General features: G+C 57.1%; 20 protein-coding genes. 12 read left to right on the top strand and 8 right to left on the bottom strand.

The window, feature by feature from the left end:
• The first annotated feature begins 9 nt into the window (after positions 1 to 9).
• Positions 10 to 780, top strand: coding sequence for a lysophospholipid acyltransferase family protein (locus tag V3W39_RS10205; protein WP_003213596.1), 771 nt, complete (start codon positions 10 to 12; stop codon positions 778 to 780).
• Between the two features lie 227 nt (positions 781 to 1,007).
• Here the strand turns inward: V3W39_RS10205 and V3W39_RS10200 are convergent, their stop codons facing one another.
• The 4 genes from V3W39_RS10200 to V3W39_RS10185 all read right to left on the bottom strand — a co-directional run bounded on the left by V3W39_RS10200 (position 1,008) and on the right by V3W39_RS10185 (position 5,170).
• Positions 1,008 to 1,283, bottom strand: a complete 276-nt coding sequence (locus V3W39_RS10200) for a hypothetical protein (RefSeq protein WP_259198928.1) — start codon at positions 1,281 to 1,283, stop codon at positions 1,008 to 1,010.
• A 49-nt stretch (positions 1,284 to 1,332) separates the two neighbouring features.
• Positions 1,333 to 3,636, bottom strand: coding sequence for a CHASE2 domain-containing protein (locus V3W39_RS10195; protein ID WP_330212588.1), 2,304 nt, complete (start codon positions 3,634 to 3,636; stop codon positions 1,333 to 1,335).
• A gap of 18 nt (positions 3,637 to 3,654) precedes the next feature.
• Positions 3,655 to 4,641, bottom strand: coding sequence for a FecR family protein (locus tag V3W39_RS10190; RefSeq protein ID WP_330212587.1), 987 nt, complete (start codon positions 4,639 to 4,641; stop codon positions 3,655 to 3,657).
• 277 nt (positions 4,642 to 4,918) lie between these two features.
• Positions 4,919 to 5,170, bottom strand: a complete 252-nt coding sequence (locus V3W39_RS10185) for a hypothetical protein (protein WP_177043607.1) — start codon at positions 5,168 to 5,170, stop codon at positions 4,919 to 4,921.
• Positions 5,171 to 5,343: 173 nt separating this feature from the next.
• Here V3W39_RS10185 and V3W39_RS10180 point away from each other — a divergent pair, with 173 nt between their 5' ends.
• Positions 5,344 to 6,066, top strand: coding sequence for a response regulator transcription factor (locus V3W39_RS10180; RefSeq protein ID WP_259198930.1), 723 nt, complete (start codon positions 5,344 to 5,346; stop codon positions 6,064 to 6,066).
• Positions 6,067 to 6,163: 97 nt separating this feature from the next.
• Here the strand turns inward: V3W39_RS10180 and gyrB are convergent, their stop codons facing one another.
• The 4 genes from gyrB to dnaA are packed head-to-tail and all read right to left on the bottom strand — an operon-like array spanning position 6,164 to position 12,379.
• Positions 6,164 to 8,587 (bottom strand): DNA topoisomerase (ATP-hydrolyzing) subunit B, encoded by a 2,424-nt coding sequence (gene gyrB, locus V3W39_RS10175; RefSeq protein WP_177043609.1) that lies wholly within the window; start codon positions 8,585 to 8,587, stop codon positions 6,164 to 6,166.
• Between the two features lie 4 nt (positions 8,588 to 8,591).
• Positions 8,592 to 9,695: a DNA replication/repair protein RecF gene (gene recF, locus V3W39_RS10170; RefSeq protein WP_330212586.1), complete on the bottom strand. Its 1,104-nt coding sequence runs from the start codon at positions 9,693 to 9,695 to the stop codon at positions 8,592 to 8,594.
• A 20-nt stretch (positions 9,696 to 9,715) separates the two neighbouring features.
• Positions 9,716 to 10,819, bottom strand: coding sequence for a DNA polymerase III subunit beta (dnaN, locus tag V3W39_RS10165; protein ID WP_003213582.1), 1,104 nt, complete (start codon positions 10,817 to 10,819; stop codon positions 9,716 to 9,718).
• Between the two features lie 39 nt (positions 10,820 to 10,858).
• Positions 10,859 to 12,379, bottom strand: a complete 1,521-nt coding sequence (dnaA, locus tag V3W39_RS10160; protein WP_330212585.1) for a chromosomal replication initiator protein DnaA — start codon at positions 12,377 to 12,379, stop codon at positions 10,859 to 10,861.
• Between the two features lie 585 nt (positions 12,380 to 12,964).
• Here dnaA and rpmH point away from each other — a divergent pair.
• The 10 genes from rpmH to V3W39_RS10110 all read left to right on the top strand — a co-directional run bounded on the left by rpmH (position 12,965) and on the right by V3W39_RS10110 (position 22,233).
• On the top strand, positions 12,965 to 13,099 hold the full coding sequence (gene rpmH / locus V3W39_RS10155; RefSeq protein ID WP_003213577.1) for a 50S ribosomal protein L34: 135 nt from the start codon (positions 12,965 to 12,967) through the stop codon (positions 13,097 to 13,099).
• 16 nt (positions 13,100 to 13,115) lie between these two features.
• Positions 13,116 to 13,520, top strand: coding sequence for a ribonuclease P protein component (rnpA, locus tag V3W39_RS10150; protein WP_256390017.1), 405 nt, complete (start codon positions 13,116 to 13,118; stop codon positions 13,518 to 13,520).
• Complete coding sequence (yidD, locus tag V3W39_RS10145) at positions 13,513 to 13,758, top strand: membrane protein insertion efficiency factor YidD (protein WP_003213574.1); 246 nt, start codon at positions 13,513 to 13,515, stop codon at positions 13,756 to 13,758. Before rnpA ends, yidD begins: the two co-directional genes overlap by 8 nt.
• Before the next feature lie 2 nt (positions 13,759 to 13,760).
• A complete protein-coding gene (gene yidC, locus V3W39_RS10140; RefSeq protein ID WP_003213572.1) occupies positions 13,761 to 15,443 on the top strand; it encodes a membrane protein insertase YidC in 1,683 nt (560 codons plus the stop codon).
• A gap of 80 nt (positions 15,444 to 15,523) precedes the next feature.
• Complete coding sequence (gene mnmE, locus V3W39_RS10135) at positions 15,524 to 16,894, top strand: tRNA uridine-5-carboxymethylaminomethyl(34) synthesis GTPase MnmE (RefSeq protein ID WP_177119938.1); 1,371 nt, start codon at positions 15,524 to 15,526, stop codon at positions 16,892 to 16,894.
• A 551-nt stretch (positions 16,895 to 17,445) separates the two neighbouring features.
• Positions 17,446 to 19,338 carry a tRNA uridine-5-carboxymethylaminomethyl(34) synthesis enzyme MnmG gene (mnmG, locus tag V3W39_RS10130; protein WP_259198932.1) on the top strand — a complete coding sequence of 631 codons (1,893 nt, stop codon included), beginning with the start codon at positions 17,446 to 17,448 and terminating at the stop codon, positions 19,336 to 19,338.
• Positions 19,335 to 19,979 carry a 16S rRNA (guanine(527)-N(7))-methyltransferase RsmG gene (rsmG, locus tag V3W39_RS10125; RefSeq protein WP_003213561.1) on the top strand — a complete coding sequence of 215 codons (645 nt, stop codon included), beginning with the start codon at positions 19,335 to 19,337 and terminating at the stop codon, positions 19,977 to 19,979. Before mnmG ends, rsmG begins: the two co-directional genes overlap by 4 nt.
• An 18-nt stretch (positions 19,980 to 19,997) precedes the next feature.
• On the top strand, positions 19,998 to 20,795 hold the full coding sequence (locus V3W39_RS10120; protein ID WP_003213559.1) for a ParA family protein: 798 nt from the start codon (positions 19,998 to 20,000) through the stop codon (positions 20,793 to 20,795).
• Positions 20,796 to 20,804: 9 nt separating this feature from the next.
• A complete protein-coding gene (locus V3W39_RS10115) occupies positions 20,805 to 21,677 on the top strand; it encodes a ParB/RepB/Spo0J family partition protein (protein ID WP_177043613.1) in 873 nt (290 codons plus the stop codon).
• 148 nt (positions 21,678 to 21,825) lie between these two features.
• A complete protein-coding gene (locus tag V3W39_RS10110) occupies positions 21,826 to 22,233 on the top strand; it encodes a F0F1 ATP synthase subunit I (RefSeq protein WP_177043614.1) in 408 nt (135 codons plus the stop codon).
• Positions 22,234 to 22,248 lie beyond the last annotated feature (15 nt).

Raw genomic sequence — 22,248 nt, 5'->3', positions numbered from 1 at the left:
AATGCCGCCATGTCGATTTTGCAGGCCATCAGAACCTTCTTCTTTTACCTGCTGCTGGGCACCAGTTCCTTTCTGTGGTGCACCCTGAGCTTTTTTATCGCGCCTTTTCTGCCGTTCAAGGCGCGCTATCGTTTCATCAACGTCTTTTGGTGCAACTGCGCGTTGTGGTTGACCAAGGTGTTCCTGAACATTCGTTTCGAGATCAAAGGCGCCGAAAACGTCCCGGACCAGCCTTGCGTGATTCTGTCGAACCACCAGAGCACCTGGGAAACCTTCTTCCTGTCTGCGTACTTCTCGCCCCTGAGCCAGGTGCTCAAGCGGGAGCTGCTGTACGTGCCGTTCTTTGGCTGGGCCATGGCCATGCTGCGACCGATCGCCATCGACCGCGACAACCCCAAGGCCGCACTCAAGCACGTGGCGAAGAAGGGCGACGAGTTGCTCAAGGACGGGGTTTGGGTACTGATCTTTCCGGAAGGTACGCGGGTGCCCTACGGCACTGTGGGCAAGTTCTCACGCGGCGGTACAGCTTTGGCGGTGAACGCCGGCCTGCCGGTGCTGCCGATTGCCCACAACGCCGGCAAGTTCTGGCCAAAGACGGGCTGGGCCAAGCGGGAAGGCACCATCACCGTGATCATTGGCGAACCGATGTATGCCGAAGGCGAAGGCCCACGGGCGATTGCAGCGCTGAACGACCGTGCCCAGGCATGGAATGAAGCGCAACAACGGGCCATGGGTTCACTGCCGCCGGAGCCGGTCGTGGTCGACACGCCGGTGATTTGAGTTTCTGTGGATAACCTGTGTACGGTTTGTTGGCGAATTGAGCTTTTTAGCTTATAGGCTGCTGATTTAATTACATATTTCTCAAGCTCATAAAACAGCGGAAAAGGTGCATAAGTTTTTCCCAGCCTCGCTCAGAGACGATTTAAAGTCATAAAAAAAAGCCCCACATCTGTGATATGGGGCTTTTTTATGGCTTTTTTCAAAGCGATCTGCAAACCAGCAAGCTCTTACCGAGACAGCGCATTCTGACTGGCATCAACCATCGCCCGCGTGAGCATTAGAAAACTGTCATCGTCGAGGCTCCCATTGCTGACTTTAGCCGCCAGATCCCCAAGCGCACCGGAAAATTGATCTTTGTAACGGAGGTCAAGGGCAGCCACAAATCCCCGGGCCTGATCCTGGTTGCTTATTACCGGTTGAGACAGTGGTTGAGGTTGCTGCGTATCAACGTTAGTCGGCGCATTAAGGGCAGGCGAAGAAAGCGACAGATGTGGACCGTTCATGAGTTACTCCAAGACATTTCAGAGCACTTGGGTGGCGAAGGCCTCATGATCAGTTCCATTCTTTCCCTTCTAACAATGGAAACAGGAGTGTGAACGTCGTGCCTTTACCGACAAAGCTCTCACAAAAGATCCGACCTTGATGTCGGTCAACTACAGCCTTGACCATCGTCAGCCCCAATCCTAAACCCTCCACATCCTTCACTGAATCAAAGCGCCGATATTGAATGAACAAATCGGGCAAATCTTCAGGGGCAATACCTGGGCCTTGATCGCTGATCCGGCATCTCAGCCCTTGGTCCGAGCAATTCAAGCTCAAGGTTACCCTCGTTCCAGACGGGCTGTATTTGACAGCGTTTTCCAACAAATTGAACAAGGCACGGGTGAGCAGCGATTGATCCGCCCAGACCATCTCGTCGCCGTCTTCATCCAGGTCGTGAACCAGCTGTATACCTTTCAACTGCGCGTGCACCGCGACTTGATCAAATGCATCCAGCACCAGCATGGCGAACAGGCTGGGCTGGAACTGATAACCGTCAGATTCAGCTTTCGCCAGTTGCACGAATGATTCGGTCAGGTTGAGGGCACGGCGGACCTGTTGTTCGATCTGGGCAAATATCGGCGCGGCGCTGTCCTGGACATCCAACAAGGCGAGGATCGCCGAATGCGGCGCACGCAAGTCGTGGGACAGAAAGCGCAGCAAGGTTTCCCGCTGCTGCTGGGCGTCGCGCTCGATACTCAGGTCTGTGAGGCTCAGCAGCCAGCCCAGGGCCACGTCACCGTCTGCGGGTAGCAGTGGGGCCAGGTCGAGGCGCAGGCTGCGATTCAGGGTGTCACGAAACTCGATGATTTCCAGCGCCGCCAGGGCAGGGCGAACGCCGCCCTGCAGCGGTGGATAACCCAAAGCGGCGAGCTGTTCCAACAGGTTTTCAGCCGCCAGTTCGTTGCCGAACACATCACGGGCGATCCGGTTGGCCAGCAGGATATTGCCCTTGGGGTCGGTAATCAAAGTCGCTACAGGCAAACACTCCAGGCCATCGGCCATAAAGCGTCGAGTGTCCCGAGTTCGGCTGACCGCCTGTTCAAGGGCGAAGATTCGTCCCTGCAATACATCGCCCTGGCTGGCGGGCGCCCGGCGGCGCTCAGGGAGTACTTTGGGCTCGTTGTCCAGGCGTGCCAGTTCCCAGCCGAAGTAGGCCAGGATCACGCTCAGGCGCCGCCAGTTCCAGATCAGGTAGCTGAGGAGCATGCCAATCAGGCTCGCCGCCGGCGACCACCAATGGCCCAGGCGCAACAGGCCCCATGAACCGAGAAGCGCGGCGCCCATGCAACCGAGGGTCAGCCACAGGGCATAACGCGGGCGAAGTAGCAGAAGGCCCAATAGCAAGGCGACCATCGCGGTGGCCAACAGCGTCGTCATCCACACGGGCAGATCGACGATGCTGCGCCCTTGCAGCAAGCCATTGAGGATGTTTGCCTGGATCTCCACGCCCGGCGTGGTACCGACGCTGGCCGACAGCGGCGTGACATAACGGTCGCCCATGCCCGGTGCAGTAGCGCCGATCAGGATCAAGCGATCGCGCAGCAGCTCGGGCGGCACCTCCCCACGTAATACGCTGGTATACGGCACGCTGGGGAAGCCGGCGCCACTTGCAATGAAAGGAATTCGAATGGCATTTTCCCGCTGCCAGTTGGCGCTGTCCGATGGACCAGGCGCGCCCGGCATCACGGATTGCTGGCCGCTCAGTTCAAAGGCCAGCCAGGCGAGCTGCGGCGTCATATTCCCTGGCGGACCTTCGCGCAAATACAGGCTTCGAACGATACCGTCACTGTCCGCTTCTACATTGATATGGCCGACACTCCTGGCGCAGTCACGCAGCGGCAGCACAGGCAGGATTTGCGCCACAGGCTGGCCATAGCGGGGCGTGCCTTCACGGATCAAGGGCAACAGGACGGTCCCGGCGTTGCACATCGCCTCGGCCAGGCGCAGGTCATTGGCCGGTTCCCGGGCGGGCTCGCTGAAGATCACATCAAACAGAATGCCTGCAGGCTTGGCCGCAGTCAGCCTATCCAGAAGGTCGGCATGTACGCGCCGGGACCACGGCCACTGGCCGAGTTCTTTCAGGCTTCGGTCATCAATGGTTACCAGCAGGATGCGGGGATCCACCGACAACGGTGCCAGGCGACGCAGGCTGTCATACAACAGATTATTGAGGGCCAGACCTGGGCTCAGCGACAGAAACGCCGTGATGGGCAACAGCAAAAGGCTGACCCAAAGCCATTCGCGCACCAGCCCATTGAACAGCCGCTGCGCCTGAGTCGGCTGGCGCTTTTCAGCCCTGTGCCACAGCCTCACCGGCACGCTTCCGAAGCGCTATTGCACACGCGTCGTAGGCGGGTAATAGAAGATGTCATAGACGCCGGTTTCTCCCTCCAGCCCGTGTTCATCATAGGCCGACAAGCGAACGTGATAGAACGATGCTTTCAGCCCAGTGAAGCGCATTTGTGGCTTATCGGAGAAGTTTTCCTGCTTGATATTCAGAAACTCCTTATCGGTCGCGACCTGAGCCCTGTACCGCTGGGCACCGGCCAATGGCCGCAGGAACAGAGTCCAGACAGGCGCGTCACCCTTTTGGCCGTCCTGGCCGACCAGCCGCGGTGCATCAAGCAGTTCCACGGGTTTGAGTTCACCTTGTTTCTTGAACGCCAGGCCCTGCCGGGCACCGACCTTCACTTCACCCGCCACCGGACCGGTAATGGGTTTTTTCTTGATGGGACGCGGGGTCGCTGGAGCATCATCACGATTGACCGCCACTTGCCCATTGAGCACTTCCACCAGCGATTGTTCGCCATCGTTGCGCACACGGAAATGCGTACCGCGTACACCCAGGACGCCCACCGGGGTCATGATCTGGAAACGGTCATAGTCGCTGGCACGCTTGATCACGTAAGCCTCGACCTGACCTTCTTCAAGAATGACCTGGGGGATGGATTGTTCTTCGACCAGATGCAGCCGGACCTGGGAGCTGGACGGCAAGACAATACGCGAGCCGTCCCCCAGCAGCAGGCTGACAAACGCCGCCGGTGAGGTTTTTACGCTCTCTTGTTCATCGATTAGCATGCCTTCTTCCAGGACCGTGGACACACCCTTGGCATCCAGTTTCCAGGCTTCACCCGTCAAGTGCTGCACCACCGCCGGAAGAGGCTGAGCGCGGCACATCTGGTTGTCGTCAATGTAAGGCGCGCGCGGAGGGGCGGGACGTGCCAAGGCCGGCAGACTCACTACGCCAAGCGTAACGATCAATCCAGAACCCAACAGGGTAGAAACGGCAAAGCGGAATCGGCAGGGGAAAAAGGTCATGGCGCTCGTCAAGATTCTAGTTCTAATGGGGCATCAGAAAGCACGTTCAGGAAGCGTCTTACAGCGGGAAGACCTTGAGTACCGTCTACGATACTCGATGAGGTATCGCGGTCGATAGCCGAAATGTCTGGGGAGTGGGATCCATGCTGAAGATGACACGTCCCTGTGTCGGAGCACTTCCCTCGCCCCAATCCGTGTGTCATCCAGCGACAGCGAATTTACCTACAACATAGGTGCATCGGATCGATTCGCAACATTTGTTCAGATTTGGCGGTACTTAAAATACCCAGCGTTGGGTCTGCTGCTGTTCGCGGAGCTGCTGAAACGGTGAGCTGGCGAAGCCCATACCATCACCGGGCTCACTCAAGGTTTGACGCTCATCGAACGGCGCTGGTGTTACCGGCTTGGATGCGCCCACCGTTTCCGTCCCCAGGGTTGCCGCCACTACCACCAACACCAGTCGTCCCCAAACACTAACCTTCTCTAGAACGGCCTCACGTCTCGAAACAGCATAAAACCAGATTGCCATTGATCCTTTTCCTGAAGGTCTCGAGCCGGTATCTTCCCAGCTTGGGTATTGACGAATTCCAATGGCTTACGGCCATTTGATATCAGCGTACCGAGAGATTCAGAGGGCCTGAGAATCTGGCCATAATTGTTCAGATTCAACGCCCGCATTCTTCAATAAGAAAGGACCCTGCCATGCGTGTCGCAATACTGGATGACGAACCTGCCGAACTGCGGCGGGTGGAACAGACACTGCGACAAATCCCCAGCGCTGCGGATCAGCCATGGACCCTGCACTGCTTCGAGCGTGGAGAAGACCTGCTACGCCAACTGCGCCGGGAAACCTTCGACCTGCTGATCCTGGACTGGCAACTGCCCGACCTCAGCGGCCTGGCGTTGCTGCGCTGGACCCGCGAGCACATGGAAGCGCCACCTGCCGCCATCATGCTCACCAGCCGCGATGCCGAGAGCGATATTGTCCAGGCGTTGAACAGTGGCGCGGATGATTACGTCAGCAAGCCGTTTCGTCCCAACGAACTGAAGGCACGGGTGAACGCCGTTCTGCGGCGTCACGGCCTGCAAAAGACCGCGGCCAGTGAAGTGTTGACCTTCAACGACCTGACCTTTGATGATGCTGAACTCACGGTGAGCAGGGCAGGGAAACCCATCAGCCTGACGGAACGTGAATACCGCCTGGCTCGGTGCCTGTTCGAAAACCTGGCCCGGCCGCTGTCTCGGGAATATCTGTATGAGCGGTTCTGGACCCATGAAGAAATGGTGTCATCACGGCCGCTGGATACGCATATTTATCGGCTGCGGAATAAGCTGGGACTGACAGCGGATCGGGGTTGGCAGTTGCTGACGATTTATGGGTATGGATATCGGTTGGAGAGTGTAACGGCGGCTACCGAGGATTGAGATGTTCCACGTGGAGCATTTATAAAACCCCGTCTTCCACCCAATAAAAAAGGCCAACGCTAAGCGTTGGCCTTTTTTGTTTTGCGCTACGACCTGATCAGAAGTCCAGGTTGGACACCGCCAGGGCGTTGCTCTCGATGAAGTCACGACGAGGCTCGACCGCATCACCCATCAGGGTGTTGAAGATCTGGTCCGCGCCAATGGCGTCTTCGATGGTCACACGCAACATGCGACGCTGAGCTGGGTCCATGGTGGTTTCCCACAGCTGATCCGGGTTCATTTCGCCCAGACCTTTGTATCGCTGAATGGTGTGACGCTTGGTGCTTTCAGCCATCAGCCAGTCCAGGGCTTCCTTGAACTCTTTTACGGCTTTCTTTCGTTCGCCACGCTGAATGTAGGCACCGTCGTCCAGCAGGGTGCTCAGTTGCGCGCCGAGGGTGACAACCGTCTTGTAGTCGTTGCTGCCGAAGAAGTCGCGGTTGAAGGTGACGTAGTTCGACAGGCCGTGGGAGATCAGTTCGACCTCTGGCAGCCAGACGTTACGTTCACGGTCTTCACGCAGGCTGGCTTTGTACACCAGGCCAGATTTTTCAACGGTGCGCAGACGCACTTCGTACTGGGCCAGCCAATCCTGCATGTGTGCATGATCGCCCAGCTGTTCCAGGGTGACGGCTGGCAGGTAGATGAAGTGCTCGGTCAGCTCCTGAGGGTACAGGCGCGACAAACGCTTGAGGGTCTTCATCACCATGCGGAAGTCGTTTACCAGGCGCTCCAACGCTTCACCGGAGATGCCCGGGGCTTCGTCGTTCAAGTGCAGGCTCGCATCTTCCAGGGCCGACTGCGTCATGTACTCTTCCATGGCGTCGTCGTCTTTGATGTATTGCTCTTGCTTGCCCTTTTTCACTTTGTACAGCGGCGGCTGGGCGATGTAGATGTAGCCGCGCTCAATCAGCTCCGGCAACTGACGGAAGAAGAACGTCAGCAGCAGGGTACGGATGTGCGAACCGTCGACGTCAGCATCGGTCATGATGATGATGTTGTGGTAGCGCAGCTTCTCGATGTTGTACTCATCGCGGCCGATGCCACAGCCCAAAGCGGTGATCAAGGTGCCGACTTCCTGCGAGGAAATCATCTTGTCGAAACGCGCCTTCTCGACGTTGAGGATCTTACCCTTCAACGGCAGGATGGCCTGGGTGCGACGGTTACGACCCTGCTTGGCGGAACCGCCAGCAGAGTCACCTTCCACCAGGTACAGTTCGGAAAGGGCAGGGTCTTTCTCCTGGCAGTCAGCCAGTTTGCCTGGCAGGCCAGCGATATCCAGTGCGCCTTTACGACGGGTCATCTCACGGGCTTTACGCGCCGCTTCACGAGCCCGCGCCGCATCGATCATCTTGCCGACGACCAGCTTGGCTTCGTTCGGGTTTTCCAGCAGGAAGTCGGAGAAGTACTTGCCCATTTCCTGTTCAACCGCGGTCTTCACTTCGGAAGACACCAGCTTGTCTTTGGTCTGGGAGCTGAACTTCGGGTCCGGAACCTTGACCGAGATAATCGCAGTCAGGCCTTCACGTGCATCGTCACCGGTGGTGGCGACTTTGTGCTTCTTCGCCAGGCCTTCCGCTTCGATATAGGTGTTCAGGTTACGCGTCAGTGCCGAACGGAAACCCACCAGGTGAGTACCGCCATCGCGCTGAGGAATGTTGTTGGTGAAGCACAACAGGTTCTCGTTGAAGCTGTCGTTCCACTGAAGGGCGATTTCAACGCCGATGCCGTCTTCACGCTGGATGTTGAAGTGGAACACCTGGTTGACCGCAGTCTTGTTGGTGTTCAGGTATTCAACGAACGCACGCAGGCCGCCTTCGTACTTGAACAGCTCTTCCTTGCCGCTGCGCTCGTCCTTGAGGACGATACCCACACCGGAGTTGAGGAAGGACAGTTCACGAATCCGCTTGGCCAGGATATCCCAGCTGAAGTGGATGTTTTTGAAGGTATCAGCCGAAGGCTTGAAGTGAATCTGCGTACCGGTGCTTTCGCTGTCACCGACGATTTTCATCGGTTCCTGTGGAACACCGTGGACATAAGTCTGTTCCCAGATCTTGCCGCTACGGCGCACGGTCAGGATCAGCTCTTCGGAAAGGGCGTTTACTACCGAAACACCTACACCGTGCAGACCGCCGGATACTTTATAGGAGTTATCGTCGAACTTACCGCCGGCGTGGAGCACGGTCATGATGACCTCTGCCGCCGAAACGCCTTCTTCTTTATGCACATCTACCGGAATGCCGCGACCGTTGTCGCGTACGGTAATGGATTCGTCCGGGTGGATGATGATGCTGATGTCGTCGCAGTGACCGGCCAAAGCTTCGTCGATCGAGTTATCGACCACCTCGAACACCATGTGGTGCAGACCGCTGCCATCATCGGTATCACCGATGTACATACCGGGACGTTTGCGTACGGCATCCAAACCTTTAAGCACTTTAATGCTGGTCGAGTCGTACGTATTCGTATTTTCTTCGCTCATGCCTTCACTCCCGATGGTCGTGGGTCTGGGTGATACGGCCTTGTTCCACGTGGAACAAAGCGACTGGCGTTTCCGTCTGCCAGCCTTCCCTCAATAATTCGTGGTCTACACAGGTGATAAACACCTGGCAGCGTAAGTCTTCCAACAAGCGGCATAACGCACGGCGGTGCTGCTCGTCCAGTTCGGACGGCAAGTCATCCACCAGATAAATACACTGCCCGCGCCGGGTCTGGCTAACCAAATGCCCTTGGGCGATACGCAGGGCGCAGACCACCAACTTTTGCTGACCGCGGGACAAGATATCCGCAGCATTATGTGCGCCCAATCTAAGGCGCAAATCAGCCCGTTGTGGTCCGGCCTGGGTGTGACCAATTTGCTGATCCCGCTGTAAGGACGTCGCGAGCACTGCACTCAGTTCCCGGTCTTTGTCCCAACCACGGTAGTAGCTCAACGTCAGCCCCTCGAGTTCAAGCAACTCGCTCAAGGTCTGCTCAAAGACTGGTTTCAAGGCTTTGATATAGGCACGGCGGTATTCATCTATTTCAGCGCTGGCCAGGCACAGTTCCCGGTCCCAAGCAGCTTGCGAAGCGGCGTCAAGTGTACCATGCCGCAGCCATGAGTTCCGCTGCCGCAGGGCCTTCTGCAGGCGCTGCCAAGTGGCCATGAAACGCGGTTCCACGTGGAACACTCCCCAATCGAGGAATTGTCTGCGGATCTTTGGTGCACCTTCCAGCAAGCGGAAGCTGTCTGGGTTGATCAGTTGCAGCGGCAGAATTTCCGCCAGTTGCGCGGCACTGCGAGCGTTTTGCCCGTCGATGCGGATTTGAAACTCTCCCTGCCGGTCTCGAGATATCCCCAGGCTGCTGTGACCGCCTTCCGCCAATTCGACTTGGCCAAATACCGTGCACGCCAGTTGTTCGTACTGAATCACCGGTAATAGCCGCGCACTGCGAAAGGAACGGGCGAGCCCCAGCAAGTGAATGGCTTCCAGCACGCTGGTTTTGCCACTGCCGTTGGCGCCGTGGAGGATATTGATGCGGGGGGAGGGGGAGAAGGTCACCGGGTGCAAATTGCGCACCGCGGTGACCGAGACACGACTGAGGGACATCTAGCTTCTGCTGAACATGATTACAGGCGCATCGGCATGACAACGTAAGCCGAGTCATCGTTGTCGGATTCTTGTACCAGGGCGCTGCTGTTGGAGTCGGACAGGATCAGGCGGACCTGTTCGGTGGTCATCACGCCCAGCACGTCGAGCAAATAGCTGACGTTGAAGCCGATTTCCAGGTTGCCGCCGTTGTAGTCGACGCCCACTTCTTCTTCCGCCTCTTCCTGCTCCGGGTTGTTCGCCTGGATTTTCAGTTGGCCGTTGGCCAATTGCAGGCGAATACCGCGGTACTTCTCGTTGGAAAGAATCGCAGTACGGCTGAACGCTTCACGCAGGGCCTGACGATCGCCGATCACCAGTTTGTCGCCACCTTTAGGCAGCACGCGCTCGTAATCCGGGAACTTGCCGTCAACCAGCTTGGACGTGAAGGTGAACTCGCCGGTGGTCGCGCGGATATGGTGCTGACCCAACACGATGCTGACATTGCCGTCCGGCTCGGTCAGCAAGCGGGCCAGTTCCAGGATACCTTTACGCGGCACGATAACCTGATGGCGATCCGGCTGACCGATATCGGCTTTCATCGAGCACATAGCCAGACGGTGACCGTCGGTGGCGACGGCGCGGATGATGCCTTCAGAGACTTCCAGCAGCATGCCGTTGAGGTAGTAACGCACGTCCTGCTGGGCCATGGCGAAGCTGGTGCGCTCGATCAAACGGCGCAGTCGGCTTTGCTCCAGGCTGCAGGTCAGCGAGCCAGGACCTTCTTCCACGGTCGGGAAGTCGTTGGCAGGCAAAGTCGACAGCGTGAAGCGGCTGCGACCGGCCTTCACCACCAGCTTCTGCTCATCAACCTTGATGTCGATCAGCGCGTCGTTGGGCAGGCTTTTGCAGATGTCCATCAGCTTGCGCGCCGGCACAGTGATCTCGCCCGGTTCGGCGGGTTCTTCCAGCTGGACACGGCCGACCAGCTCGACTTCCAGGTCGGTACCGGTCAAGGACAGTTGCTGGCCTTCTACAACCAGCAATACGTTGGAAAGCACCGGCAAGGTCTGTCGGCGCTCGACGACGCCTGCGACCAGTTGCAGGGGTTTCAACAGGGCTTCGCGTTGAATGGTGAAATGCATGGTCTAGTCCCTTGCCTTAATAAGCTGCGCTGGTGTTCATCAAGTAGTCAGTGTACGCAGCAGGTTCTTGTAGTCCTCGCGAATATCCGCGTCGGATTCCTTAAGTTCGTTGATCTTGCGGCACGCGTGCAAGACCGTGGTGTGGTCGCGACCGCCAAACACATCACCAATTTCCGGCAGGCTATGGTTGGTCAGCTCTTTGGAGAGCGCCATCGCCACCTGACGGGGACGTGCCACCGAGCGCGAACGGCGCTTGGACAGCAGGTCGGAAATCTTGATCTTGTAGTACTCGGCCACGGTGCGCTGGATGTTATCCACACTCACCAGCTTGTCTTGCAACGCCAGCAGGTCTTTCAGGGATTCGCGAATCAGCTCGATGGTGATGTCGCGGCCCATGAAGTGTGAGTGAGCGATGACCCGCTTGAGCGCGCCTTCCAGCTCACGCACGTTGGAACGAATGCGCTGGGCGATGAAGAACGCGGCGTCATGAGGCAGATCGACTTTAGCCTGGTCGGCCTTCTTCATCAGGATTGCGACGCGGGTTTCCAGCTCCGGCGGCTCTACCGCAACGGTCAGGCCCCAGCCGAAGCGCGACTTCAGACGCTCTTCCAGACCTTCGATTTCCTTCGGATAGCGGTCACTGGTCAAGATGACCTGTTGGCCGCCTTCGAGCAATGCGTTGAACGTGTGGAAAAACTCTTCCTGGGAACGTTCCTTGCGGGCGAAGAACTGAATGTCATCGATGAGCAAGGCATCAACGGAACGGTAGAACCGTTTGAACTCGTTGATTGCGTTGAGCTGCAGCGCCTTGACCATGTCGGCCACGAAGCGCTCCGAGTGCAGGTACACAACCTTGGCGTTCGGGTTCTTCTTTAACAGGTGGTTACCCACAGCGTGCATCAAGTGAGTTTTACCCAAGCCAACGCCGCCATAAAGGAAGAGCGGGTTGTAACCGTGCTTGGGGTTGTCGGCGACCTGCCAGGCAGCCGCACGGGCCAACTGGTTGGATTTACCTTCGACAAAGTTCTCAAAGGTGAACGTGCGGTTCAGGTAACTGGTGTGCTTGAGCGCACCTTCTACCTGGACGGTGCGCTGTTCAGCACGAACCGGAGCCTGTTGGGAGCTGGCGCCGGCCATTGGGTCAAAGCTGTCGCGGGACGGCTCTTCATTTATAGGCGCGTTTTTCTGCGACGAGGATTTCGAAGGCGTCTGGGCAACCGTTGCTGGCGAGTTATTAACAGGTGCCGCCGCGGCCTGAGCCTGCGAAGCACTCGCTGCCAGCGGTGCATTCGGCGCAGCACGAGGTGCCGAGCTGCGTTTGCTGCCTATTAATAAGGAGAGTACCGGAGCAAGCCCGTTGCCGTGTTCGTCGAGCAATTCGAGAACGCGGCTCAGGTATTTCTCGTTGACCCAGTCGAGAACAAAACGATTGGGTGCGTAGACACGCAACTCGTCGCCTTCGGCTTCGACCTGTAGCGGACGGATCCAGGTGTTGAATTGCTGGGCAGGCAGCTCATCGCGCAAAAGCTCCACGCACTGCTGCCAAAGTTCCACTGACACGGATATCCCCTAAGTTGAAAGCCGGTGAGGCAAAAACAGCCGCCATTGTAGCGGCCAGCCGTCCACTTATCCACATGTAGGTTGCTCACAGGGCGCCAAGAATCAATGCCTTAACCGTAAAAAAGGCGACAAATGGTCTGTGCATAAGCTCTGTGGATAAGCGACCCTAAGCCCGTTGTACAAGTGGGGTCGAAAGTCTGTGGGTAACTGGCCTGTGGATAAGTAGCCATTCCACACACAGCTTATCCGATAGCGCAGCACAGGCAGAGCACCGTTTCTCCCCCGTGTTGTCATTCTCTGTACATCACGTGGAATATGGGCTGAAGGTAGTTATCCACAGAAGATCGCGTCCCTAGCTTTTATAAGCTTTACAGAAAAGCTTTAAATAACTTCCTTCTTTATTTTTATATCTATGGCATTGCTCGTGAAAGCCGAACCGAACGGATTCGGTTCAAATGCCTCCAGAGATCTAATTAAAGGAAAAGCTGGTTGGAAATTGACCTAGAGGCTTGCTTTCTCTAGAATCGCCGGTCTCTTAAAACGGGGGCCATTCCGGCCCGTTGTGGACGAACCAGGTAACACGCCATGAAACGTACTTTCCAACCAAGCACCATCAAACGCGCCCGTACTCACGGCTTCCGTGCTCGCATGGCCACCAAGAACGGCCGTGCTGTCCTGTCGCGTCGCCGCGCCAAAGGTCGTGCGCGTCTGGCAGTTTGATAATCCGGTACTGGTGGTGAGTCAGGACTTCAGTCGGGAAAAGCGTCTGCTAACCCCCCGGCATTTCAAGGCAGTCTTTGACTCCCCCACCGGCAAGGTTCCGGGGAAAAATCTCCTGCTCCTTGCGCGTAACAACGATCTGGATCACCCCCGTCTCGGGTTGGTGATCGGCAAGAAGAGCGTAAAGCTCTCCGTTGAGCGCAATCGCCTCAAGCGTCTGATGCGCGAATCGTTTCGCCTCCACCAGGAGACTCTGGTTGGTTGGGATATTGTTATCGTCGCGCGCAAAGGCTTGGGGGACGTAGAAAACCCCGAATTGATTCAGCATTTCGGCAAGCTCTGGAAACGTTTGGCTCGTACCAACAAGCCAACACCAGCTGTCAGCACCGAAACTGTAGGGGTAGACAGTACTGATGCGTAAACTGGCACTCGTTCCGATCCAGTTTTACCGCTATGCCATTAGTCCCCTGATGGCAAATCACTGTCGTTTCTACCCCAGTTGTTCCTGCTACGCGTTGGAAGCCATAGAAAATCATGGCCTTCTGCGCGGTGGCTGGCTGACCTTTCGTCGTTTAGGTCGCTGTCATCCGTGGAATCCCGGTGGTTATGACCCGGTTCCACCTATCCCTACCTCCCGTTCTTCTTCGATGGCCGAGTAATCATGGATATTAAACGCACGATCCTGATCGTCGCCCTGGCAATCGTGTCCTACTCTATGGTTCTTAAGTGGAACCAGGATTATGGCCAAGCTGCCCTGCCGACTCAGAATGTTGCTACCAATCAGTCGGCGCCGGCTATTCCGGACACGCCACTGGGTAACAATGCTGCCGCCAGTGCCGATGTACCCAGCGCGAATGCCGATACCAGCACCCCGGTAGAAACCCCGGTCGTCACCAATAAAGACCTCATCCACGTAAAAACGGATGTACTGGACCTGGCTATCGATCCACAAGGTGGTGATATCGCCCAGCTGAAGCTGCCGCTGTATCCACGTCGCCAAGACCATCCGGATGTTCCGTTCCAGCTGTTCGATAACGGCGGCGAACGTGTATATCTGGCGCAAAGTGGCCTGACCGGCACTGACGGTCCGGATGCTCGTGCTACCGGTCGTCCGGTTTATTCGACCGAACAGAAGACTTATCAACTGGCTGATGGCCAGAACCAGTTGAACGTCGACCTGAAATTCAGTCACGACGGCGTCAACTACATCAAGCGTTTCAGCTTCACCCGCGGTTTGTACGATCTGAAAGTCACCTATCTGATCGACAACGAAAGCGCGAAGCCGTGGACTGGCAACCTGTTTGCCCAGCTCAAGCGTGACAACAGCGCCGATCCTTCTTCCAGCACCGCCACCGGCACCGCGACTTACCTGGGCGCAGCCCTGTGGACAAGTAGCGAGCCGTACAAAAAAGTGTCGATGAAAGATATCGACAAGGGCGCGCTGAAAGAAACAGTCCAAGGTGGCTGGGTTGCCTGGTTGCAACACTACTTCGTGACCGCATGGATCCCGAACAAGGGTGATGCGAACCTGGTTCAAACCCGCAAAGACAGCCAGGGCAACTACATCATTGGCTTTACTGGCCCGACGTTGACCGTCGCTCCGGGTGCCAAGGCTGAAGCCAGCGCTACGCTGTATGCCGGCCCGAAAAGCCAGGCAGTCCTCAAAGAGTTATCCCCAGGTCTGGAACTGACTGTGGATTACGGCATTCTCTGGTTCATTGCCCAGCCGATCTTCTGGCTGCTGCAACATATCCACAGCATTGTGGGTAACTGGGGTTTCTCGATCATCCTGCTGACCATGCTGATCAAGGGGATCTTCTTCCCACTGTCGGCTGCCAGCTACAAGTCGATGGCGCGTATGCGTGCCGTGGCCCCGAAACTGGCCGCGCTGAAAGAACAACATGGCGATGACCGGCAGAAAATGTCGCAGGCCATGATGGAGCTGTACAAGAAAGAGAAGATCAACCCGCTGGGTGGATGCTTGCCGATTCTGGTGCAGATGCCGGTATTCCTGTCGCTGTACTGGGTTCTCCTGGAAAGCGTGGAAATGCGTCAGGCACCGTTCATGCTGTGGATAACTGACCTGTCGATCAAAGACCCGTTCTTTATCCTGCCGATCATCATGGGCGCGACCATGTTCATCCAGCAGCGTCTGAACCCGACTCCGCCGGACCCGATGCAGGCCAAGGTAATGAAAATGATGCCAATCATCTTCACCTTCTTCTTCCTGTGGTTCCCGGCTGGTCTGGTGCTGTACTGGGTGGTCAACAACTGCCTGTCGATCTCTCAACAGTGGTACATCACACGTAAAATCGAAGCGGCTACCAAAAAAGCCGAGGCGTAATTTACTCTGTGGATAACACCACTCAAGACGCCCCCTAGTGGGGCGTTTTGCTTTCCGTCACTTTTAGCCGGGTACCCGCCATGAGCGCTCCTCGTGAAACCATCGCCGCTGTCGCCACCGCTCAAGGTCGTGGTGGTGTCGGTATCGTTCGTATTTCCGGGCCGCTCGCCGGCGTGGCGGCCCAGGCCATCAGTGGGCGGGAGCTGAAGCCTCGGTATGCGCATTACGGGCCTTTTCTAGGCGCCGAAGAAGAGGTTCTGGACGAAGGGATTGCCCTTTATTTCCCGGGCCCGAACTCATTTACCGGCGAAGATGTGCTTGAACTTCAAGGCCACGGCGGCCCGATCGTTCTGGATATGCTGCTGCAGCGTTGCCTTCAACTGGGTTGCCGCCTGGCACGCCCGGGCGAATTCAGCGAGCGCGCGTTCCTCAACGACAAGCTCGACCTGGCCCAGGCCGAAGCGATTGCCGACCTGATCGAAGCCAGTTCTGCACAAGCCGCGCGCAATGCGTTGCGCTCATTGCAGGGTGCGTTTTCCCTACGTGTGCATAACCTCACCGAGCAGTTGATCAGCTTGCGCATCTACGTAGAGGCGGCGATTGATTTCCCCGAGGAAGAAATCGACTTCCTCGCCGATGGCCATGTCCTCGCGATGCTGGATAAAGTCCGTGACGAGTTATCCACAGTACTGCGTGAAGCCGGGCAAGGAGCCTTGCTGCGCGACGGTATGACCGTGGTGATTGCCGGCCGGCCCAACGCTGGCAAGTCGAGCCTCCTCAATGCCCTGGCCGGACGCGAAGCGGCCATCGTTACCGAGATTGCCGGCACTACACGGGATATCTTGCGCGAACATATCCACATCGATGGCATGCCGCTGCATGTCGTGGACACGGCCGGGCTGCGTGACACCGATGACCAGGTAGAGAAGATCGGAGTAGAACGCGCGTTGAAGGCAATCACTGAAGCCGATCGCGTGCTGCTGGTGGTTGATGCCACCGCGCCGGAAGCTGCGGACCCGTTCGCACTGTGGCCAGAATTCCTCGAACAACGGCCAGACCCCGCCAAGGTCACGCTGATTCGTAACAAGGCTGACCTGACGGGCGAAGCAATCGCCCTGGAAGTCAGCGACGATGGCCACGTCACCATCAGCCTCAGCGCCAAGTCGGCAGGGGATGGCCTGGAGTTGCTGCGCGACCATCTGAAGGCCTGCATGGGTTACGAGCAGACCTCGGAAAGCAGCTTCAGTGCTCGCCGCAGGCACTTGGAAGCGCTGCGGCATGCCAGTGCGGCCCTCGAGCACGGTCGGGCCCAGTTGACCCTGGCAGGTGCTGGTGAGCTGCTGGCCGAAGATCTGCGCCAGGCTCAACAGTTATTGGGCGAGATTACCGGTGCTTTCAGCTCCGATGATCTGCTGGGACGGATCTTTTCCAGCTTCTGCATCGGTAAATAACGTTTACCGTTCCCCAGACAGGCCATTCGGGCCTGTCTGTTCTGCCCGTTTCAGGGCATTCAATTCTTTTTTCTGAATAACGCGAACGTCGCGACGGCTTTCCTGCGTCCGGGATTTGCCTCATTTGACGCTTTTCTGTGGATTAAGCCCTGTGAATAACCGCCCCTGTGCCCAGTTGATAACAGGGCGTAAAACCTGAGTAAAAACCCCTCTGTGGATAACCACCTGTTTAATCCACAGGCTTACACCACTTATCCAAGGGCCTCCTTGGCACCTAACCACAGACTTTTGAATCTCTGTACATAAAGTAAATAAAGGCCTGTAGCGATCTATCCACAGAAACATGCCTCAGTAGAAATAAACATAAAAACAAAGATTTAATAAATTTCTCTCTTTTAATTTCTATTGTTCGTGATTCATCCACAGCTGGTTAAATTTTGTGCAAAGGGTTCTTTAGGAAGGGCGAAGTCCCTATACTTGCCGACTCGTTCGAAAACCTGATCTCGAACGCTCATTCCTAATTACCTACAGAAGCAGGCACGAGGTGCGTGGTGGATTTCCCTTCCCGTTTTGAAGTGATCGTCATCGGCGGCGGTCATGCCGGTACCGAGGCAGCACTGGCGTCAGCACGCATGGGGGCAAAAACCCTGTTGCTGACGCATAACGTGGAAACCCTCGGTGCCATGAGCTGCAACCCCGCGATTGGCGGGATTGGCAAAAGCCACCTGGTCAAGGAAATCGATGCCCTGGGCGGCGCGATGGCCATGGCTACCGACAAAGGTGGTATTCAATTTCGCGTATTGAACAGCCGCAAAGGCCCGGCCGTGCGAGCCACTCGTGCTCAAGCCGACCGGATCCTGTACAAGGCCGCTGTCCGCGAAACCCTGGAAAACCAACCGAACCTGTGGATATTTCAGCAGGCAGCCGATGACCTGATCGTCGAGCAGGACCATGTACGCGGTGTTGTCACCCAAATGGGCCTGCGTTTCTTCGCAGAATCCGTGGTGTTGACCACCGGTACGTTCCTCGGTGGACTTATCCACATCGGTATGCAGAACTATTCCGGTGGCCGCGCTGGTGATCCGCCGTCAATCGCCTTGGCACAACGCCTTCGCGAACTGCCACTGCGCGTTGGTCGCCTGAAAACCGGCACGCCGCCACGTATCGATGGCCGTTCGGTGGATTTCTCGGTGATGACCGAGCAAGCCGGCGACACACCGATCCCGGTCATGTCGTTCATGGGCTCCAAGGAACAGCATCCGAAACAGGTCAGTTGCTGGATTACCCACACCAACGCCCGAACCCACGAAATCATTGCCGCGAACCTCGACCGTTCGCCGATGTATTCCGGTGTGATCGAAGGCATTGGGCCACGCTATTGCCCGTCGATCGAAGACAAGATCCATCGCTTTGCCGACAAGGAAAGCCACCAGGTCTTCATCGAGCCGGAAGGTTTGACTACCCACGAGCTGTATCCGAACGGGATTTCCACTTCCTTGCCGTTCGACGTGCAAATCCAGATCGTGCAGTCGATTCGCGGTATGGAAAATGCGCACATCGTGCGGCCTGGCTATGCCATCGAGTACGACTACTTCGACCCGCGTGACTTGAAATACAGCCTGGAAACCAAGGTGATCGGCGGTTTGTTCTTCGCTGGACAAATCAACGGCACCACCGGTTACGAAGAAGCCGGCGCCCAGGGTTTGCTGGCCGGAGCCAACGCCGCACTGCGTGCACAGGGCAAAGACAGCTGGTGCCCGCGTCGCGATGAGGCGTACATCGGTGTGTTGGTCGACGACCTGATCACCCTCGGCACCCAGGAACCGTACCGGATGTTTACGTCCCGGGCCGAATATCGCCTGATCCTGCGGGAAGACAACGCCGACCTGCGCTTGACCGAAAAAGGTCGCGAGCTGGGCTTGGTCGACGACGCGCGTTGGGCTGCCTTCTGCAAAAAACGCGAAAGCATCGAACTGGAAGAGCAACGCCTGAAAAGTACCTGGGTTCGCCCGGGCACCGAGCAAGGCGATGCGATTGCCGAGAAATTCGGCACCCCGCTGACCCACGAGTACAACTTGCTGAACCTGCTGTCCCGTCCGGAAATCGACTACGCTGGTCTGATCTCGGTCACCGGTGGTGGCGCAGAAGATCCACAGGTCGCCGAGCAGGTCGAAATCAAGACCAAATACGCCGGTTACATTGACCGTCAGCAGGATGAGATCGCTCGTCTGCGGGCCAGTGAAGACACCAAGCTGCCTGTGGATATCGATTACACAAATATTTCCGGCCTGTCGAAAGAGATTCAAAGCAAGCTGGGGATAACTCGACCAGAGACCCTGGGCCAGGCTTCACGTATCCCGGGCGTCACGCCGGCAGCCATTTCGCTGTTGATGATTCATTTGAAAAAACGCGGCGCGGGCCGTCAGTTGGAGCAAAGCGCTTGAGTTCGTTGGTCACCTCGCAACACGCCGAAGAGTTATCCACAGGTGCTCGCCAGCTTGGCGTCAACCTGACCGAAGCCCAGCACGAGTTGCTACTGGGTTATCTGGCCCTGTTGATCAAATGGAACAAGGCTTACAACCTCACTGCAGTGCGTGACCCGGACGAAATGGTTTCTCGCCATCTGCTCGACAGTCTCAGCGTGATGCCGTTTATCGAAAACGGCCGCTGGCTCGATGTTGGCAGCGGTGGCGGTATGCCCGGCATCCCGCTGGCGATCCTGTTTCCCGAGTCGCAAGTGACGTGCCTGGACAGCAACGGCAAGAAAACCCGCTTCCTGACCCAGGTCAAACTCGAACTCAAGCTGGATAACCTGCAAGTTATCCACAGTCGCGTCGAAGCCTTCACGCCTGAACAGCCTTTCAACGGAATTGTTTCCCGGGCTTTCAGCAGCATGGAGAACTTCAGCAACTGGACCCGCCACCTCGGCGACCGCGACACCCGTTGGCTGGCAATGAAGGGCGTTCATCCAAGCGACGAGCTGTTAGCATTGCCGGCAGACTTCCACCTCGATAGCGAACACGCCTTGGCTGTACCCGGTTGCCAAGGCCAACGCCATCTGCTGATACTGCGCCGCACGGCATGATTGGGAACACAAGCAAGAATGGCTAAGGTATTCGCGATAGCGAACCAGAAAGGTGGCGTGGGCAAAACCACCACCTGCATCAACCTCGCAGCATCCCTGGTCGCTACCAAGCGTCGGGTGCTGTTGATCGATCTCGATCCACAGGGCAACGCCACCATGGGTAGCGGTGTGGATAAACACGGCCTGGAAAACTCGGTCTATGACTTGCTGATTGGCGAGTGCGACCTGGCCCAGGCCATGCACTTTTCCGAGCACGGCGGTTACCAACTGCTGCCGGCCAACCGCGATTTGACCGCGGCGGAAGTGGTGCTGCTGGAAATGCAGATGAAAGAAAGCCGTCTGCGCAGCGCCCTGGCGCCGATCCGCGAGAATTACGACTACATTTTGATCGACTGCCCGCCCTCGCTGTCGATGCTGACACTGAACGCATTGGTCGCCGCCGACGGGGTGATTATCCCCATGCAGTGCGAGTACTTCGCACTGGAAGGGTTGAGCGACCTTGTGGATAACATCAAGCGTATCGCCGAGCTGCTCAACCCGAACCTGCAGATCGAAGGCCTGCTGCGGACCATGTATGACCCGCGCCTGAGCCTGATGAACGATGTGTCGGCACAGCTCAAGGAACACTTCGGCGATCAGCTCTACGACACCGTGATTCCACGCAACATCCGCCTGGCCGAAGCGCCAAGCTATGGCATGCCCGCGCTGGCGTATGACAAGTCATCCCGCGGTGCCATTGCCTATCTGGCTCTGGCCGGTGAGATGGTTCGTCGTCAACGCCGCAATTCACGCACCGCTGCAGCCCAGCCAACTTAAGGAATCCCCATGGCCGTCAAGAAACGAGGTCTCGGACGTGGACTGGATGCACTGCTGAGTGGTCCGACTGTCACGACCCTTGAAGAGCAAGCGGTGCAGGCCGACGAGCGTGAGCTGCAGCACCTGCCGCTGGACCTGATCCAGCGCGGCAAATACCAGCCGCGCCGGGACATGGATCCCCAGGCGCTGGAAGAATTGGCGAACTCGATCAAGTCCCAGGGCGTGATGCAGCCGATCGTGGTGCGCCCGATTGGTGCAGGCCGCTTTGAAATCATCGCCGGCGAACGCCGCTGGCGTGCCAGCCAACAGGCTGGCAAGGAAACCATCCCGGCGATGGTGCGCGATGTACCGGATGAAACCGCCATCGCCATGGCACTGATCGAGAACATACAGCGCGAAGACCTCAATCCGATCGAGGAAGCGATCGCCCTGCAGCGTTTGCAGCAGGAATTCAAACTGACTCAGCAGGAAGTCGCGGATGCGGTGGGCAAGTCCCGGGTTACCGTGTCCAACCTGTTGCGTCTGATCGCACTGCCGGAAGTCATCAAAACCATGCTTTCCCATGGCGACCTGGAAATGGGTCATGCCCGTGCTTTGCTCGGTTTGCCGGAAAATCAACAGGTTGAGGGGGCGCGACACGTTGTCGCACGAGGCCTCACCGTTCGTCAGACCGAGGCCCTGGTTCGCCAGTGGCTCAGCGGCAAACCTGCACCGGTCGAAACTGCCAAACCTGATCCGGATATTGCACGCCTGGAGCAGCGCCTGGCCGAACGCCTAGGCTCTGCGGTGCAAATTCGCCACGGAAAGAAAGGCAAAGGGCAATTGGTCATCGGATATAACTCATTGGATGAGCTTCAGGGCGTTCTTGCCCACATCCGCTGAAACAATTGCTTCTGTAGCGCGCAGTCGGAAATCACTACCCGGCAGTTGAATAGGGGCAGAACCGCCCCTATACTCTGCGCGCATTTTGTCGGCACAAATTATGCCAAGTTATTGATTTCCGGCAGCCGACTATTGAGGAGCAAGAGTGATGGAAACCCGCACGCCAAACACGTCGCCGTTCCATCGCTTGGCCGTTTTCCCGGTTTTAGTGGCTCAATTTGTCATTTTACTGATCGCCTCTTTGGCGCTCTGGTATTGGTATGGAGTCGTAGCCGGGTACTCAGGACTCTGCGGAGGCCTGATAGCCTTGCTGCCCAATATGTATTTTGCTCACAGGGCCTTTCGGTTTTCCGGCGCCCGAGCAGCCCAGGCTATCGTCCGGTCTTTTTATGCCGGCGAGGCGGGGAAACTGATTTTGACGGCAGTGCTGTTTGCACTGACCTTTGCAGGTGTGAAGCCATTGGCGCCGCTAGCTGTATTCGGCGTCTTCGTGTTGACCCAATTGGTCAGCTGGTTCTCGCCCCTGCTGATGAGAACAAGACTTTCGAGACCTTAGGGCGTTTGAGGCAAC

This window comes from Pseudomonas sp. Z18(2022) (assembly GCF_036346535.1).
Taxonomy (GTDB): domain Bacteria; phylum Pseudomonadota; class Gammaproteobacteria; order Pseudomonadales; family Pseudomonadaceae; genus Aquipseudomonas; species Aquipseudomonas yamanorum_A.
The sequence above is the reverse complement of the archived record's forward strand: the minus strand, read 5'-3'. Positions and strand labels throughout refer to the sequence as shown.